Below are 17,421 nucleotides of genomic sequence, written 5' to 3'. Positions count from 1 at the left end.
AGTCGTGGCCGGCGTGATCGACCGCCTCGAAGTACAGGGTCATGAACGCCGGCCGCTGTTCGGCGGGCAGGTCGAGCCAGGCGAGCGCTCGGTCGACGCGATCGTTGAACGCGATGGTCTTGTCAAAGGGCGCCCACTGACTCGGCCGCACGCCTTCGATCGCCACATCCGAACCCGGCCAGAACATCGTTCCGGCATGCTTGCCCTGAAGCTCGGCACTGATCCAGATCGGCGTACCGCCCCACCAGGCCGGATCGGCCGTGAGGGTCTTGTCGCTGTAAACGAAACGCTTGCCGCTGAGCGGGTCAACGATGCGGTTGTTGATGATGCCGTGGTGATCCGGATACAGGCCGGTGACCAGGGTGTAGTGATTCGGAAAGGTCAGGGTCGGAAACGCCGAACGCATCGCCTTGGCGTGCACGCCGTCGGCGGCGAGCGCACTCAGGGTCGGCGTAATGCCGCGATCGAAATAGTCGGCGCGGAAACCGTCGAACGAAATCAGGATCAGCGGCGAGTAGGGGTTTTTTGGGGTGGGGCTCGGCGGCTGCGAAGCGCAGGCGGTCAGACACAGGAGAAGAAGGCAGACAAAAGTGCGCAGAGTCGGTCGCATATCGATGGCGTCGTTGGGATCGCCATACTATTCCAGAAAATCCGGCCGATTGGTCAGTTGGGAATGTAAAGTTTTGTGGCACTCGCGCATGCGCGATGACGCTTGCATCGCATGGGCGCGCAAATCAAAAGCAGTGCCGCAGGGAGTTGCCGGGTCGTCGGATCGGGAGACCCGACGACCCGGCCAGACGTTACAGCGATTGCGTACCGAAAGTATCGCAGCTGTTGATATTGCCGGACGCGTAGCCCGCCTTGAACCACGTCGATCTTTGCGCCGACGTGCCGTGGGTGAACGAATCCGGCACCGCATAACCGCGCGCCTGCTTTTGCAGCGTATCGTCGCCGACCTGCGCGGCTGCATTGAGCGCAGCGTCGATATCGCCTGCCTGCAGCCAGTTCAATTGCGCCTGCGATTTATTTGCCCACACGCCAGCGAAACAGTCGGCCTGCAATTCCTGGCGCACCGAGAGACCGCTCGCGCCCTCCATCGGCTGCCCCTGGTGGCGCGCCTGTTCGACCTTGTCCATCACGCCGATCAGATTCTGCACATGATGCCCGACTTCGTGCGCGATCACGTAGGCGCGCGCGAAATCGCCCTTGGCGTGGAAGCGCGTATCCATTTCCTGGAAGAAATCCAGATCCAGATACACGAGCCGGTCGCCCGGGCAATAGAACGGTCCCATCGATTCGGACGCCGCACCGCAGGCCGTATTGACATGGCCGCGAAACAGTTCGAGCTTGGGCCGGGTGTATTGCTGGTTGCGGGCCTGGAAGTAGGCGCCCCAGACGTCCTCGGTGCTGGCGAGTATCACTTTGACGAATTTGACCTGCGGATCGCTGCTGTCCGCAGCCTTGCCGCTCGGCTGCGTGGCAACCTGCTGAGTAGTTTGTGTACCGTTGTCCAATGCGCCGCCGCCCGAGAGCAGCGAAAGCATGTCGAGCGGATTTTTGCCCAACACCAAGCTGACGATGACAACCAGGATGATGCCGCCGATGCCGAGGTGAAAGCCGCCGAACTGCAAGCCGCCACCGCCACCGCCGCCACCGCCGCTGCCATCGTCTTCGACGACGTTGTCGCTTTCACGCCCTTTCTGCCAGTCCATACGGATTCTCCAGCGCGTTCATCGGATCGGAGAAACAACACTACTCCGCGACGCGCGTCCGCCGCAAGCCGCTACGCCCGGTTTTCATCGCCGAACGCCTGCGATCCTCACCACGCGTGGCAGACCTGGCTTCAGACTTTTCCCGATCGGCGATTTTGTTCAATCACTCGGCGAGTTTGTGCAATACACGCGCTGGGTTGGCGACTAGCCTCAAGGGCGCTGAATCACTAATACGAAGTTAGTGTCTGGGATTTTGCACTGGCTCGGGAGGGTTCAATGCCGAATCAAACTTGTTTTGCCGACAAGCGAACGAATACGTGTCGAATATAAGGTTCGGGTTGGCCCGCTGGGTGATGGCCCATCGCGGCGTGACCGCGCTGGCGTTTGCCGCGGTTACTGTTTTCTTCCTGATCGGCATGCGCCAGGTCGAGATCAGGACGATCTTCTCCGACCTTTTGCCCAAGGACGATCCTTACGTCCAGGTGTACAAGGAGCACGGCAATTTCGGCAATCCGCTGACCGTGACCATCATGGTCAAGCGCACGGACGGGGATATCTACGACGCGCCGACCTTGGCCAAGGTCTGGCAGCTCACGCGCGATATCGACTTGGCGCCGGGCGTCGACCACGACCAGATACTGTCCATCGCCACGGAGAAAGCGCGCTACGCCGAGGCGACGCCCAACGGCATCGACGTGCGGCCGTTGATGGACGACCACGTACCGGCGACGGCAGAGGAAATCAACGAATTCCATTCACGCGTGGACCGCTCGCCGAGCGCGCGCGCGTTCCTGATGTCCGGCGACGCATCGGCTACATTGATCAATGCGACCTTCATTGAAGATCGCCTCGACTACGGCGCAGTCTTCAAATACGTTCAAGGCATCGTCGAGAAAGCACGCGACGGCAATCACGAAGTGTATATGGCGGGTCAGCCTGCGCTGACCGGCTGGATCTACCAGTTCGAATCGCAGATGGCCTGGATCGCGGCGATCACGATCGGTCTGCTGATCCTGTCCCTGATACTGTACATGCGCAACGTGGTCGGCGTGGTCACGCCGATCGTGACCAGTGGCGTCGCGGCGATCTGGGGCTTCGGTTTCGTCGGCTGGATTCATTCGCCGATCGAGCCCTTGCTGATGGTCGTGCCGCTGCTGCTCGTCGCGCGTTCGTTCTCGCATTGCGTGCAGTTCACCGAGCGCTACTACGAAATCTATTCGCATGTGAAAGATCGTAAGAAAGCGGCCGAGATCACGATGGGCGTGATGATGGCGCCGTCGGTACTTGGCATCTTCACCGACATCGTCGGCATCTTCCTGATCGCGATTGCGCCGATTCCCGCGATGGAACGCTTCGCCCTGTTCTGCGGCTTCTGGGCGATCTGGCTGATTCCGACCGGCGTCGTGCTGATCTCGTTGCTGCTGTCCGTGCTGCCGGCACCGAAAAATGTCGATCGTCTGATCGGCAAGGGCAGCGAATCCGGCGGTCTGGACAAGGGCTTCCAATCCCTGTTGCGCAATGTGGCCAAACTCTCGTACGGCAAGATGGCGCGGGTGTCGACGGTAGTGGCCGTCGTGGTGGCGGTTGCCGCAACGTATATATTTTTGCAGATCAAGGTCGGCAACCCGGTCGAAGGCAGCAATCTGCTGTGGCCGGTGGCGGAATACAACAAAGGCGTGTCAACGATCAACAGCAATTTCCCCGGCGTGAACACGCTGGAAATCGTGTTCGAGGCCAAGGATCAAAAAGACCCCAATCGCGTTACCCACCAGGCCGACACGATCCTGACCATGCTGCGCCTGCAGAGTCTGATCGAGAAAAGCCCCAATCCGCCGCGCGCGACCCTGTCGTTCGGCGATTATCTGATGGAGGCGAATCGCCTGTTCGCCGGCGGCAATCCGAAATGGCTGCCACTGGATGCGGACGACAAGGCGGTCAATGCCGCGGCGAGTGCAGTCATGGTGGGCAGCAGCCCGAAAGCCTATTCCAACGTCATCGACTTCGAGCAGCAGAACGGTACGGTTTCGCTCTGGTACAAGGACAACAAGCAGGGCACGGTCAATTCCGCGCTGGAGCAGACCAAGAAAGCGATTGCCGAAGTCGGCGAGGACCACAAGGCATTCCGCATTCGCCTCGGCACCGGCACGATCGCCCTGCAGCAGGCGATGAACAATGTCGTCGAACGCTATCACTGGTTGATTCTGGCCCTGCTCAATATCGTCATCCTGCTCGGCTGCAGTTTCGCTTATCGCTCCTTCGTCGCCGGCATCATCCTGCTGATTCCGGTCAACGTCGCCAATTTCATTCTCGGCGCCGGCATGCATTTGATCGGTATCGGTCTGGATATCAATTCGTTGCTGGTTGCCTGCGTCGGCGTCGGCGTCGGCATCGACTACGGCATTTATCTGCTCTCGCGCATCTGCGAGGAATACCACGCCCATCCGGGTGACTGGGGCCGCACGATCACCGCGGCGCTGACCACGACGGGCAAGGCGATCATGTTCACCGCAACGATCATGGTGATTGGCATCCTGCCCTGGTACTTCCTGTCGAGCCTGAAATTCATGGCGGATATGGGTCTGCTGCTGGTGCTGACCATGCTGATCAACATGGTGCTTGCGCTGGTGCTGCTGCCGCTCCTGGTTTTTCTGGTCAAACCGAAATTCGTGGCGAGCAAGGACATGCTGGTCGGCGAAGGTGTGGATTTGTCCGCCTACGTTGCGGATGACGAGGAAATCGACGGCAAGAAAACACCACCGGATGGAAAACTGGCCTACTTGTAAATTCTTCGATCGATTTTTCAAACGCGTGCGGCTGCGCTGGGCGGGAATCCGCCGGATACGCAAACTGTATGCAACTACGGCATAACGCCGGATAAGTAACGAGGAGGTGCTTTATGCATATCAAGAAGTTCGACTTCGATTACGGCCGCAGAATGCTGCTGCAGAAGGCGGCGGTCGGCGCCACTGCCGGCGTGCTCGCGCCGCTGTGGCCGACCATCGCCAAATCCGCCGATGTCGCCAAGGCCTACCCCGATGAATTGCTGCATATCGAGGCCTACACCAAGGGCAAGATCAAACCCGGCGACGTGGTGACCTCCGCCAACGTCGACGCGGTGAAAGACCTGCTCGATCCGGTCGCCTACAAGCAGGTCAAGGAGATGGGGCGCAAGATCAACATCATCGCGTCCACGACCGACGTCACCAAGCTGTTCTCGCACGACTATCTGGAAGCGACGCTGAAGAACAAAGGACGCGCGGTCATTGGCGCCGACGGCAATATCTACGATCAGAAGGATGGCACGCCCTGGATCGGCGGCAGCCCGTTCCCGGATATCAAGGACGGCATCGAGGCGACGGCTAACCTGACCTTGAGCTGGGGCCGCCACGATTTTTCCCAGTACGCAGTGCGCGATCACGATATCTCGCCGAGCGGTGATATCGCCTACCAGTACGACTTCGTCTGGACCGAACTCAACACCAACGCGCGTCTCGACGGCAAGGTGTGGAACAACAAGAACGATCTGTTGCGTTACCAGTCGGTGTTCTTCACCTCGCCACAGGACACGGCCGGCACGGCATTCCTCAATACCTGGTCGTACGACCAGCGCAAGTTCCCGGAACTGAAAGGCTACCTGCCGGCGTTCCGGCGCGTGCGCGATTTTCCGACCAATCAGCGTTTCGAGCCGCTGGTACCGGGCATCACCCTGTTCCTGTCCGATGCGTGGGCTGCGGGCGATCCGATGCTGACCTGGGGCAACTACAAGATCGTCGAGCGCAAACCCATGCTCGCGGTCATCGGTGGCCGCAATTTCTGGGGCGGCTACGACGACAACTGGGCGCCGACGGTGCACGGCGGTCCGAAAGGCCAGACCTTCGCGGACACTTACATGGAACTCGTGCCCGAAACCATCGTCGTCGATGCCGAGCCGATCGGCTATCCGCGCGCGCCCGTCAGCAAGAAACGCACATGGATCGATGTGCGCAACGGCATGTACATCGCCTACAACACCTACGATCGTCGCGGCGAAATCTGGAAATCCTTCGAGCCGCACTACTCGCTGTACTCGAACGACAAGATGACGGTCAAGGATGCGAAAGGCCATCCGATCTGGTCGTGGGTCAGCGTGATGAGCCATGACATCCAGTCGAACCGCATGAGCCGCTTCTATCAGGCACGCGAGGTGACCGGCGGCTACAAGAGCAATTGGGACCAGGGCAAGGAAGACGTCTACAACAAGTACCTCACCGTGCAGGCGATGCAGCGCCTCGGTTCCGCCTGAACCATGCGCAAGCTTGTACTAATCGCGGCCTGTTGTTTCGGCGGTGCGGCGCTCGCAACTGCGGGCGCCGACACGCCGCAAACCGACGTCGCCATGCTTGCCGTGGGCACGGTGCATGAGGCCCTGTTCTCGGTCGCATTGTCCGGCGATACGGGATTTACGGTCGGCGCGGGCGGCGATGTGCGCGAATCCACCGATGCCGGCAAGACCTGGAAAGCAGTCAAGGTACCGGTCGCGCAAACCTTGCTCGGCGTGGCGACCAACGGCAGCAAGGCGATTGCCGTGGGCATCAAGGGCACGGTATTGCTGCGCGATGCCCAGGGCGTGTGGACGGCGGTGCAGAGCGGCACCGATTCGCGTCTGCTCGCGGTCGCCATCAATGGCTCGGGCACCGCGGCGATCGTCGGTGCGTTCGGCACCTTGCTCGAATCCACCGATGGCGGCGAGCACTGGGAATCGGTCGCGCCGAAATGGGCGGACTTTTCCACCGATGGCGCCGAGCCGAATCTGTATGGCGTCAATGTCGGCGACGACGGCGCGATCACGGTCGCCGGTGAGTTCGGCACGATCATCCGCAGCGAGGACGGCGGCAAGACTTGGGAAAGCAAGCATCATGGCGAGGCCACGCTGTTCGGTCTGGACCTGCACAAGAACGGCGACGGATATGCGGTCGGCCAGGACGGAACCGTGCTCAAGACGGCCGATCATGGCCAGACCTGGGCGAGCGTCGACATCGCCAGCAAAGTGAATCTGCTCGCCGTCAAGCTCACTTCGAGCGGCGCGGTCTATGCCACCGGCATGCACGAGATTCTCGCCGGCAACGATGACGGCAAGCCTTGGCGTTTGTTGCAGTCGGAACTTGCCAACGGCTTGTGGCACACCAGCGTTGCCGCGGCGGACGGAGCGAGCAGTGCGATCGCGGTGGGGCAGGCGGGGCAAATTCTGCGGTTGGGAAAGTGATTGGATTGTTGCGTGTAAAACAGAAGCGTTCAAGCCATGCGTGTTGCGTGCGCACGGTGCATGCCGTTGGCCCTTCGGATTCTCTGGGTGAAACGGTTCGGCAATTTGTGGTCGCCCGCTGACCTTGGCGACTTCGATCAACCGCTTGACGGGCTATTTACCGACTTGCATTGGGAGGGGTAAAGAATGAAAGCGTTGACAACGACAACTCTATCCATGGGCTTGCTGAGCCTGGCCATCATGAATTCGATCGCGCTTGCGGCCGATGATCCTGCAACGAGCACGGACAGCGACAACTCGAGCAATTCATCCGTGCAGATCGGCGGATTCATCCGCTCCGAGACTGCGATCAACACCGACTCGGCCAATCCCTACAATCAGAAGGGCAACATCTTCAACGGCGTGGCCATATCGCGGTCGAGCCCGGTCGTTCCGCCGCTGTACACGGACACGGTCGTGCGCAACGGCGGCAGCGACGATCACCGGCTCGACATGCAAGCCTTCCGCGGCCAACTGGACGTCACGGCACATTTTTCGGACGATTTTTCCGGCGTCGCGAAACTGCGCGCGATCTACGATCCCGGTTGGTACGACGAATATTCGCCGAGCGCGGTCGGCAGTCATGCGGTCGGCGCGGTCTACCACGATCCGAACTATTTCAAGTACAGCGTGCAGGGTTTGGCGCGCCCCAATCCGTTGGAATGGGCGGGCCGCAACTACATGATCGATTTCCCGGCGCTGTTCATGGAATACAACCACGGCCCACTCGATGTGCGTCTCGGCAATCAGCAGATCGCCTGGGGCCAGGCGCTGTTCTTCCGCGTGCTCGACGTGCCGGACGGCCTGGATCTGCGCCGCCACTCGGTGCTCGATTACGTGCCCGAGGAATATTCCGACAAACGCGTGCCTGCGCTCGCGGCGCGTATCTCGTATCAGTTCGACAATGCCTGGTTGGTCGACGGCTATGTGCAGAAGTTCCAGCCGAGCATCCTCGGCAATCCGAACACGCCGTACAACATCATTCCGGCGCAGTTCACCGTTCACGATCTGTACGGGCAATACAACGACAAGGTCGATTTCGGGCTGCGCGCCAAGGGCTCGGTCGGCGATTTCGGCGTGCAGGCGATCTACGCGCAGCGCTACAACCCGGATGGCGTGTATCGCTGGACGCAGTCCGGCGTGAATCGCGACATTCCCGGGATACCGGGTTCGGGGCAGGCCCTGCAATGCTCGCCGTTCGAAGTCGATTCAACCGGCGTGTGGTCTTCGAACGAATGGTTCAACTACGCGGCTGCATCGCGGTTGAACGGCGTCGGTGGACTCAACGCGGCGATCAACGATTTCCCCTGCTCGCAGGCGCTCGGCGCGGTACCGGTGCCGAACTACACCTATGCCTCGTATGAACTCAACCAGTTCTTCCAGTTGGCCGGTGGTCTGCTCACCGGCAATGCCGCTGGCGGTCTGCGCGGCCATATCGCGCGCGACTACAAGAAGGAAGACGATATCGGCGGTGGCTTGAGCTACACGTTCTCGGGTGCGCCGGGCTCGATCACCGACCAATTGATCATGAATTGGGAAGTGTTGTACGTGCCCAACCGCACGTTCACCGCGCCCGATCTCAATATCAATTATTTGCGCACCAACGAATGGACGACGGCCCTGGTGCTGGAGAAATACCAGCGCTTCTCGGACAGTCTGCCGGCGACCTATATCGTCGCCCAATTCCTGTACAAATCGAAAAGCGATTTGTTCGGCCGCTACATCGGCGATCAGGACGGTGGTGGTTACGGCGGCAACCAGTTCAAGAACGCGACCGGCTACGGCGGTGGTTTCAAGGCGCTGGCTTTCGCCATCCAGCAACCGTTCCCAAACCTGATCTGGCGTTTCGACCTTGCGGTGCTTTACGACCTGCAGGGAGGCGTGTTGATCCAGCCCGCCGTGCGCTGGAAACCCAACGGCAAGGTCACCGCGGAGCTGTTCTACAACTACATCAACAGCCATATCGGCGGCAACCCGTACGGCAACATGTTCGGTGGTCTGGATTACGCCAAGGAGCTGACGCTGCGGGTGGGCTATCAGTTCTGAATGCGGTGCGGCGCGGCGATTCCGATCCAGCGAGCGTGGCGTGTCCTGTCTCCGGCGTAATCACAATCTGACCGGATCGATCTGTTCGATCCGGTCAGGATGGCCCGACCGCTTGCCATTGGCGGGCGGCGGAACTCGCAACCGGGGCGCCACCGCAGATCGGCATGCAAAACGTATGAACCTCGTTCGCTATCCTCGCCAATACAGTCGCCGCGTGTTTCTCGACAAGCTCGCGCGCGGCGTCGTCGGCGCCGGTGTATTGATGCCCTTGTGGGACGCGATGGCGCAGAACGGCGACGCGTCGAAAGCCTATCCGGACGAATTGCTCTCGATCGAAAACTATACGCACGGCGCAATCAGCACCGGCGGCGAAATCAATGCGTCGAATGTCGAGCATGTGAAGGACCTGCTCGAACCGATCAAGTACACGCAGATCGCCAAGCTCGGGCGCAAGTTGCGCGTGGTCAAGACGACCACCGACATCATGAAGCTCGGCCCGTGGGAATATCTCGAAGCGACCGTGCGCAACGCCGGCCAGGCGCAGTTCGACGACAAGGGCAATATCGTCACCCGCGAAGGCAAGCCGTGGATCGGCGGCAATCCGTTTCCGAATCCGAAATCCGCGTTGGAGATGTTCGCCGGCCTGACCCTGAGCTGGGGCCGTCACGACTCGTCGTTCTATGCGGTCAAGGAAACCGACCTGCTCGAAGACGGCGATCCCGCATTCGAATACCAGGCCGGCTGGGCCGAGATGTCGCCGGTCGCGCGCGTAAGCATGGATCCCAAGCCGTACTGGCCCGGCCACGAAGACAAGCTGCGCTACCAGTCGATTTTCTTCGTCAGCCCGCAGAACGCGAAGGGTACGTCGTTCCTGAATATCTGGTCCTACGACCAGCACCAGATTCCTTACCTCTGCGGTTACCTGCCCGAGTTCCGGCGCATCCGCACATATCCGGCGAATCAACGTTTCGAATCGCTGATGCCGGGCTCCAATCTGTTTCTCTCCGATGCCTGGGCGGCAGGCGATCCTTTGTATACCTGGGGCAATTACCGGATCGTCGGGCGCGGTCCGTTTCTCGCTGCGCTGTCCAACGGCTGGAATTCCGCGCATCCGAATTGGGAACACGGCACCCACGGTGGTCCGCAGGGAAAGACGTTCTGGGACACGAATGTCGAACTGGTGCCCGAGGCAGTCGTCGTCGAGGCGGAGCCGATCATGTTTCCGCGCGCACCGGTGAGCAAAAAACGCGTCTGGTTCGACGCGCGCACGTTGCTGCCGATTGGCATGGTGTCCTACGACCGTCGCGGCGAGCCGTACCGCTCGTTCGATGGCTCGTATGGGCTCTACGAGAATGGCGACAAACGCTTCCTGGACGGCGCGCACCCGTACTGGTCGTGGGTGCATGTGCATGCCTTCGATCTGCAAACCAGCCGCATGACGCGCATCGAGCAGGTGCGCGAAATACCCGGCGGCCATCGCACCAGCGTCAATGATGCTGGCATCTACGACAAATATCTGACCAATGCGGCGCTGATCCGCCTGGGGAACGCATGAATCTGCAACCGGCACCGATGAAGCTGATCAATATCGACAACGGCGGCACGCTGACCGACATCTGCGTGATCGACGGCGCGCGCGTGTATCGCACCAAGACCGTGACCACCGCGTACGACCTGTCCAAATGCCTGATCGACGGTTTGATGAAAGCCTCGCGCGTGATCTATGGCGAGGACGATCTGCAGCGCCTGCTGCTGTCCACCGACTACATCCGTTACTCGACCACGCAGGGCACCAATGCGCTGGTCGAGCGCAAGGGGCCGAACCTCGGATTGATTCTCGGCGGCAGCCTGCAGGCGCCCGCGTTGCAAACCGATGCGCAGTCGCGCTCGCTGTTCGCGGCGCTGGTCGGCGAGCGTGTAGCCACGCTCGATGTCATGGTTGACGAAACGGTGTTGGAAAACAGTGTGACACGCGCGGTAACCCAGCTTGCGTCCAGCGGCGCCAGCCGCATCGTGATTGGCGTTGGCAATGACGCCGGCGGCGACATCGAACGTCGGATCAAGCGCATCCTGCTGCGCAAATTTCCACAGCATCTGCTCGGCGCGGTGCCGATCCTGTATTCGCACGAAGTGGTCGCCGACGGCGACGATGCGCGTCGCGTTTGGACGGCGCTGTTCAACGCGTTTTTGCATCCGGCAATGGAGCGCTTTCTGTACAACGCCGAACACAAGCTGCGCGAGTTCAAGACGCGCAATCCGCTGCTCATCTTCCGCAACGACGGACATTCCGCGCGCGTGGCCAAGACCATCGCGGTGAAGACCTACAGTTCCGGCCCGCGCGGCGGCGCGGAGGGCAGCAAGGCGCTCGCCGCGCATTACGGGTTCGAGCATCTGCTGTCGATGGATGTCGGCGGTACGACCACCGACATCATCGAGGTGCGCGACGGTGCGATCCGCGCCCAGCGTCACGGCAAGGTCGAGAATGTGACGACCTCGTTTGCGCTGTGCGATGTCGAAAGTCACGGCGTTGGCGGCAGCTCGATCATTCGTGCGGACAATGGCGTAATAACGGTTGGCCCGCAGAGTGTCGGCAGCGCGCCGGGTCCGGCCTGCTTCGGCTTCGGTGGCACCGAGGCGACGATCACGGACGCATTTCTGGTCGGCGGTTTGCTTGATCCGGCCTCGTATTTCGGCGGCGAATTGAAGATCGATGCGCCGCGCGCGCGCGCGGCGGTCGAAGAGCGCATCGCCAAACCGCTGGGTCTGTCGGTCGAAGCCGCGGCGGCGGCGATGGAACAGGCATGGGTCGGCAAGATTGCCGGCGCGATGAAGAATTACACAAAAATTTCGCCGCAGACCACGCTGGCCGCGTTCGGCGGCGCGGGGCCGTTCGTCGTGTGCAAGGTTGCCGAGGCGACCGGCATCACGCGTGTGATGATTCCGGGTCTGGCCGCGGTGTTTTCAGCCTTCGGTATCGGCTTTTCCGATATCGCGCATGAGTATTCCGCGCCGCTTGCGACACGCGACAGTGCCGGCCTCAAGGCCGCGCGTAGCGCGCTGATCGAACGCGCGCGTCACGGCATGTTCGCCGAAGGCAGCGATCTTGCGGATTGCGTCTTGCACTATCGACTGCAAGGCAGCGATGGTGACGAGCGCGCGCTCGTCGCGAACGACGATGTGCTGCCAGCCGATTTGAAAACGGGTGCAGAGTTGTCGTTGGTGCTACAAGCGGTGAAACCGATCCAGCACGCGAGTATCTCGGGCGATTTCAAGGGTAGTACGCAGGCCGCGACGAGTACGGACAAGCGCGCTTTGCACATCGATGGCGCGCTGAGTAGCGTCCCGGTTTATCGCGTCGAGGAGCAAGTCGCGGGTGCGTCGGCTGCCGGTCCGGCTGTGCTTGAGGAAGCCTTTTTCACCTGTCGCATCGATGCGGGCTGGCGTTTCCGGATCAACGCCGCGGGCGACATTCTGTTGAGTCACGAGGAGCGCAGCGCATGAAAGTCCTGGTCACCGAATACCTGCGCATCAATCTCGACAGCGAGCAATGGGAATGCCGCCGTTGCGGCCACGTGCACGGCAGCGCGCGCGACAACTACAAGCGCGGCCTGCTCGTGTACGACCGCGATCCGCGCGAGATCCACAAGCCGCTGCTGGATACGAAGAAATACGCGCGCACCTATTCGCCGGATCCGACCTGGTGCCGCATTCTCGAATACTACTGTCCGCAATGCGGCACGCTGGTCGAAGCCGAATACCTGCCGCCGGGGCATCCGCCGCTGCACGATATCGAGTTCGATATCGATGCGCTCAAACTGCAATGGAAAGACCGCACCGAGGTCAAGGAGCCCGTTGTCGGCCCCGATCTGGCGCTGGAAAAAGCGCGCAACAATCGCGCATTGCATGCCGAGCATCAGCATGGTCATCGCCCGCAGGGAGACAAGCCATGAAGCGCGTCTCCGTGGATATCGGCGGCACGTTCACCGACTGCTTCGTGGTCTGGGACGATGCCTACATCGAGGGCAAGGCGCTGACCACGCATCACAACCTCGCGCTTGGCTTCAACGAGGCACTGACCGACGCCTGCAAGCAACTCGACGTCGAGGCGTCGACCTTGCTGTCACAGGTCGATTCGGTGCGCTATGCGACCACGCTCGGCACGAATGCGCTGATCGAGCGCAAGGGACCGCGCATCGGCGTACTGGTGACCAGCGGCTTCAAGAGCACGATTCCGCTGTCGCGCGCGCGCGGCTATGGCGAGGGCCTGCCCGAAATCCAGCAGATGGATATTCCGAATGCGGCACGGCCGCAGCCGATCGTGCCGATTCCGATGATCCGCGAGGTACGCGAACGCGTGGATTATCTGGGCCAGGTGTTCTGGAAACTCGACGAGGCCGATGTGCGCCTGCGCATCCGCGAACTCGTCGACGCCGGCGCGCAGGCGCTGGTGGTGATGTTCACGAACTCTGTCGTCAACAGCGCGCACGAACTGCGCGTGCGCGAAATTTTCCTCGACGAATATCCCGCGCATCTGCTCGGCGCGATTCCGATCCTGCTGTCGCATCAGGTCGCCGGGCGCAAGGGCGAATACGCGCGCGGCACTTCGACGATCATGGATGCGTTCCTGCACCAGACCATGTATCACGGCCTCGGCACGCTGGAACTCAACCTGCGCGCGCAGGGCTATACCAAGCCGATGCTGGTCAGCCACAACTCCGGCGGCATGGCCCAACTCAATTCCACCGATGCACTGCAAACAGTGCATTCCGGGCCTGTTTCCGGTGTCGCCGCGAGCGAGCATCTGGCCGCGCAAGCCGCGCTCGGCAATGTGGTCGCCACCGACATGGGCGGCACCAGTTTCGATATCGGCATCGTCGATCAGGGCGGTGTCAAGCATTACGATTTCAACCCGGTGATCGATCGCTGGCTGGTGTCGATTCCGATGGTGCATCTCGTCACGCTCGGCGCGGGCGGCGGTTCGATCGCGCGTTTCGATCGCATGTTCAATTCGGTCGAGATCGGCCCGCAGTCGGCGGGTTCGGACCCAGGACCCGCGTGCTACGACCGCGGCGGCACCAAACCGACGGTGACCGACGCCGATCTGGTGCTGGGTTATCTGGATCCCAAGCATTACGCGAACGGGCGCATTCCGCTCAATCCGAAGCGCGCCAAGCAAGCGATCGAAGATCATCTGTGCGACGAACTCGATCTGGATGTCGTCGCGACGAGCAAACTGATCAAGCGCAATGTCGATCAGCATATGGCGAACGGCATCGCCGGAGAGCTGCGCACGCGTGGCTACGAGCCGAAGGATTTCACGATACTCGCCTACGGCGGCAACGGTCCGCTGCATGCCTGCGGCATCGCCAATTCACTCGGCGTCAGCCGCATCCTCGCACCGCCGTACTCGTCCACGTTCTCGGCCTGTGGTGCTGGCAACGTGAACCAGATGCATATCCACGAGATGAGCACATGGACTGTGCTGTTCAATCCGGCGGCGAAGTCGTTTTTTTCCGATTACTCAACGTTCAATCGCAGCGTCGAGGAACTCGAACGCCGCGGCCGCGAAGATCTGCAGCGCCAGGGCATGACGCCCGAGCAAATCAAGTACCGACTCGAACTCGACATGCGCTATGGCAACCAGCGCGTGCAGACCGCCGTGGTCACCGAGATCAGCCGCTTCAACGCGCAACGCGACGTGCTCGCCCTGATGGACCAGTTCCACAAGAGTTACGGCACGCGTTTCGGCGAAGGCAGCCAGTCGCCCGAGGCCGGTGTGCGCATCAACACGATTCGGGTGTGCGCCTATGTCGAGCAACCCAAAGTCGCGTTCGCCAAACTCAAGCTCAATGGCAAGTCGCTGCCGTCGCCGGCCGAAGCGAGCCGGCGCACGGTGCATTTTGTCGGTCATGACAAACCGATCGAGACGCCGATCTTCGACGATCGCGCGCTCGCCGACGGCACGCATATTGCCGGCCCAGCGATCGTGGTCACGCGCGCGACAACTTACCTGATCGAGCCGGGCTGGAATTTCCACGCGGTCGCGCAGGGCGGTGTCTGGTTCATCAGGAATTCCGCAGGGGAGAAAGCATCGTGAGCGATATCGTCAGCAATGGCCAGGCTGCGGAGACGCAAGCCATCGAAGGGCGCGCGCTGCGCGACAAATTCCTCGCCGACAACACGCTGTTCCTCGGACCCGATCCAGAGATCATGCGCAATCACAGTCTTGCTCCGCGCACGGCGGCCGAGGATGCGATCTTGAAGGCCGGCATGGATCCGCATCGGACCCACCATATTCGCGGCCTGATCAACTCGGCGCTGTCCGAGGCGTTCACGATGGTCAACCAGATGGGCGCGGCGCCGGGCGCGAAGTGGGGCGATCTGGTCACCGGCATCTATACCAACAGCGGCGACCTGGCGATGATCGCGCCGCACGGCATCATTGCGTTCGCGGCCTGCTGCTTCTATCCGATCAAGTTCATCATCAAGTACTGGGTGAACGACCCGACGGTCGGCGTCAAGGATGGCGACGGCTTCATCCACAACGACGCGCGTTATGGCGGCGTGCACAACACCGACCAGTCGATGATGGTGCCGTTGTTCTACAAGGGCGAATTGATCTGCTGGCTGTCGTCGACGATCCACGAAGGTGAGAACGGCGCCTGCGAGCCCGGCGGCATGCCCGCGGCGGCCGAGAGCAAGTACGACGAAGGCATCAAGATGTCGCCGTTCAAGGTCGTTGAGAATTTTCAACTCAAGCGCGACCTGGTGACCTTTCTGCAGAATTCGGTGCGCGATCCAAAATTGCAGCTCGAAGACATGAAGGTCAAGCTGCATGCCGTGATGCGCCTGCGCGACCGCATCGTCGCGATCCTCGATCAGTACGGCAAAGACGCGCTGATTGGAACCTTGCGTTCGCATCTGGAAGATGTCGAAACCGAGATGCGCCGGCGCATTCGCGAGCTGCCCGACGGCACCACGCGCGTGCTGCAATTCATGGATTCTAGTCTGCGCGAAAGTGCGATGCAGAAAGTTTCGTGTGCGATCACGGTCAAAGGCGATCGCATGGTCGTGGATTTCCGCGGCAGCGCGCCGCAGTTCCTCAATCGCAGCGTCAACACCAATATCGCGTCGTTCAAGGCCGCGCTGTGCACCGGGCTGTTGCAGAACGTGTGGCCGGATCTGCCGCACACGATGGGGGTCCTGTCGCCGATCGAGATCGTCAGCGACCGCAACTCGATCATGGATGCCGAAGGCGAGATGCCGCAGGCGATGAGCCTGATGCCGCTGTTCAAGGCTTGCGTGGTGTGGACCATCCCGATGAGCAAGTTCAACTACAGCTTGCCGCATCGCTACTCGGCGATCATTGCCTCGCAATACGATCAGGCGGCGACGTTCATTTATGGCGGTCTCACCCAGCACGGCGAAGTCACTGGCAACTTTTGTGCCGACATCAACGGCAACGGCCAGGGCGCGCGCAGCCATGCCGATGGCGAGCATTCGGTATCGCCGGTGTTCGGCTTCATGGCCGATTCTGGCGAGCACGAAATCAACGAGGAGGACACGCCGATCATTCGCCTCGGCGCGCAACGCCTGGCCAAGGACCGCATCGGCTGGGGCAAGTATCGCGCCGGCATGGGCTACGAGCAGATCGCCACCGCGCGCGGCACCGCGATGTGGGGCTTCATGACCGGTTGCGAAGGTTCCAAGTTTCCCTCCGCGCAGGGTCTGTTTGGTGGCTATTCCTGCCCCTCGTATCAGCTGATGAAGATCAAGGGCATCAATATCTTCAAGGTGCTCGAGGAAAATCCGAACGCGGTCGAGGTCTTCGATATCGTCGAGCTCATGAACAAGCAGCCGATCGCGGGCGGTCAATATTCGAGCAACGACATGGGCATGACCTTCGAGGTCTGCAACGAAGGCGAGATCTACATGATCTGCCAAGGATCGGGCGGAGGTTACGGCGACGTGCTCGAACGCGATCCTGCGCTGGTGATGAAGGATCTGGCCGAAGACCTGATGTCGCATGAGAACGCGCACGACATCTACAAGGTGGTTTATGACGAAGCCAGCCTCACCGTCAACGAGGCGGCGACCAAGAAACTGCGCGACCAAACCCGCCGCGAACGCATCGCGCGTGGCAAGCCGTTCGATCAATTCTGCAAGGAATGGGTAACGAAAGAGCCGCCGGCAAACGTGCCTTATTTTGGTTCCTGGAACGACCCGAAGACGATCTATGCGACCAGCATGGGTCAGCGCATCACGATGCCCGCCGATCAACTGCAGGGCGCGTTCATGCTCAATCCCAAGGATTTGCGCATCGCTGAACTCGAAGCCGAACTCGCTCAGATCAAAGCCAAACACGCCTAGACAAAGAGGAAC

At 61.0% G+C, this 17,421-nt stretch carries 11 protein-coding genes; 9 read left to right on the top strand and 2 right to left on the bottom strand.

Annotated features, from left to right (window positions below; translation table 11 throughout):
• Both VIE67_RS12520 and ypfJ read right to left on the bottom strand, forming a co-directional pair.
• Positions 1–610, bottom strand: a 610-nt coding sequence (locus VIE67_RS12520; RefSeq protein WP_332026716.1) for an alkaline phosphatase family protein, incomplete at its 3' end; no start/stop codon positions are given.
• A gap of 190 nt (positions 611–800) precedes the next feature.
• Positions 801–1,712, bottom strand: a complete 912-nt coding sequence (gene ypfJ / locus VIE67_RS12515; protein ID WP_332026714.1) for a KPN_02809 family neutral zinc metallopeptidase — start codon at positions 1,710–1,712, stop codon at positions 801–803.
• Between the two features lie 338 nt (positions 1,713–2,050).
• Here ypfJ and VIE67_RS12510 point away from each other — a divergent pair, with 338 nt between their 5' ends.
• From VIE67_RS12510 to VIE67_RS12470, 9 genes are all read left to right on the top strand, one after another.
• A complete protein-coding gene (locus tag VIE67_RS12510) occupies positions 2,051–4,495 on the top strand; it encodes an efflux RND transporter permease subunit (protein ID WP_332026712.1) in 2,445 nt (814 codons plus the stop codon).
• Between the two features lie 113 nt (positions 4,496–4,608).
• Positions 4,609–5,994, top strand: coding sequence for a DUF1329 domain-containing protein (locus VIE67_RS12505; protein ID WP_332026710.1), 1,386 nt, complete (start codon positions 4,609–4,611; stop codon positions 5,992–5,994).
• Positions 5,995–5,997: 3 nt separating this feature from the next.
• Positions 5,998–6,954, top strand: coding sequence for a WD40/YVTN/BNR-like repeat-containing protein (locus VIE67_RS12500; RefSeq protein ID WP_332026708.1), 957 nt, complete (start codon positions 5,998–6,000; stop codon positions 6,952–6,954).
• Between the two features lie 216 nt (positions 6,955–7,170).
• Positions 7,171–9,039: a DUF1302 family protein gene (locus VIE67_RS12495; RefSeq protein WP_332026707.1), complete on the top strand. Its 1,869-nt coding sequence runs from the start codon at positions 7,171–7,173 to the stop codon at positions 9,037–9,039.
• 175 nt (positions 9,040–9,214) lie between these two features.
• Positions 9,215–10,594, top strand: a complete 1,380-nt coding sequence (locus VIE67_RS12490) for a DUF1329 domain-containing protein (protein ID WP_332026706.1) — start codon at positions 9,215–9,217, stop codon at positions 10,592–10,594.
• Positions 10,591–12,540: a hydantoinase/oxoprolinase family protein gene (locus VIE67_RS12485; RefSeq protein ID WP_332026704.1), complete on the top strand. Its 1,950-nt coding sequence runs from the start codon at positions 10,591–10,593 to the stop codon at positions 12,538–12,540. The genes VIE67_RS12490 and VIE67_RS12485 overlap by 4 nt, the downstream gene beginning before the upstream one ends.
• Positions 12,537–12,989 carry an acetone carboxylase subunit gamma gene (locus VIE67_RS12480; RefSeq protein WP_332026702.1) on the top strand — a complete coding sequence of 151 codons (453 nt, stop codon included), beginning with the start codon at positions 12,537–12,539 and terminating at the stop codon, positions 12,987–12,989. The genes VIE67_RS12485 and VIE67_RS12480 overlap by 4 nt, the downstream gene beginning before the upstream one ends.
• On the top strand, positions 12,986–15,136 hold the full coding sequence (locus tag VIE67_RS12475) for a hydantoinase/oxoprolinase family protein (protein ID WP_332026700.1): 2,151 nt from the start codon (positions 12,986–12,988) through the stop codon (positions 15,134–15,136). The genes VIE67_RS12480 and VIE67_RS12475 overlap by 4 nt, the downstream gene beginning before the upstream one ends.
• The gene (locus tag VIE67_RS12470; RefSeq protein ID WP_332026698.1) at positions 15,133–17,409 is read left to right on the top strand and encodes a hydantoinase B/oxoprolinase family protein; all 2,277 of its coding nucleotides are present in this window, start codon (positions 15,133–15,135) and stop codon (positions 17,407–17,409) included. Before VIE67_RS12475 ends, VIE67_RS12470 begins: the two co-directional genes overlap by 4 nt.
• The last annotated feature ends 12 nt before the right edge of the window (positions 17,410–17,421 follow it).

It is taken from the genome of Rudaea sp., from assembly GCF_036560865.1.
Taxonomy (GTDB): domain Bacteria; phylum Pseudomonadota; class Gammaproteobacteria; order Xanthomonadales; family Rhodanobacteraceae; genus Rudaea.
Note: the sequence above shows the minus strand (reverse complement) of the source record. Positions and strands in the feature narration are given on the sequence as shown.

Coding starts and splice junctions, on each gene's coding strand:
- ypfJ (WP_332026714.1), bottom strand. CDS start 1,712: ATGGACTGGCAGAAAGGGCGTGAAAGCGACAACGTCGTCGAAGACGAT.
- VIE67_RS12505 (WP_332026710.1), top strand. CDS start 4,609: ATGCATATCAAGAAGTTCGACTTCGATTACGGCCGCAGAATGCTGCTG.
- VIE67_RS12500 (WP_332026708.1), top strand. CDS start 5,998: ATGCGCAAGCTTGTACTAATCGCGGCCTGTTGTTTCGGCGGTGCGGCG.
- VIE67_RS12495 (WP_332026707.1), top strand. CDS start 7,171: ATGGGCTTGCTGAGCCTGGCCATCATGAATTCGATCGCGCTTGCGGCC.
- VIE67_RS12490 (WP_332026706.1), top strand. CDS start 9,215: ATGAACCTCGTTCGCTATCCTCGCCAATACAGTCGCCGCGTGTTTCTC.
- VIE67_RS12485 (WP_332026704.1), top strand. CDS start 10,591: ATGAATCTGCAACCGGCACCGATGAAGCTGATCAATATCGACAACGGC.
- VIE67_RS12480 (WP_332026702.1), top strand. CDS start 12,537: ATGAAAGTCCTGGTCACCGAATACCTGCGCATCAATCTCGACAGCGAG.
- VIE67_RS12475 (WP_332026700.1), top strand. CDS start 12,986: ATGAAGCGCGTCTCCGTGGATATCGGCGGCACGTTCACCGACTGCTTC.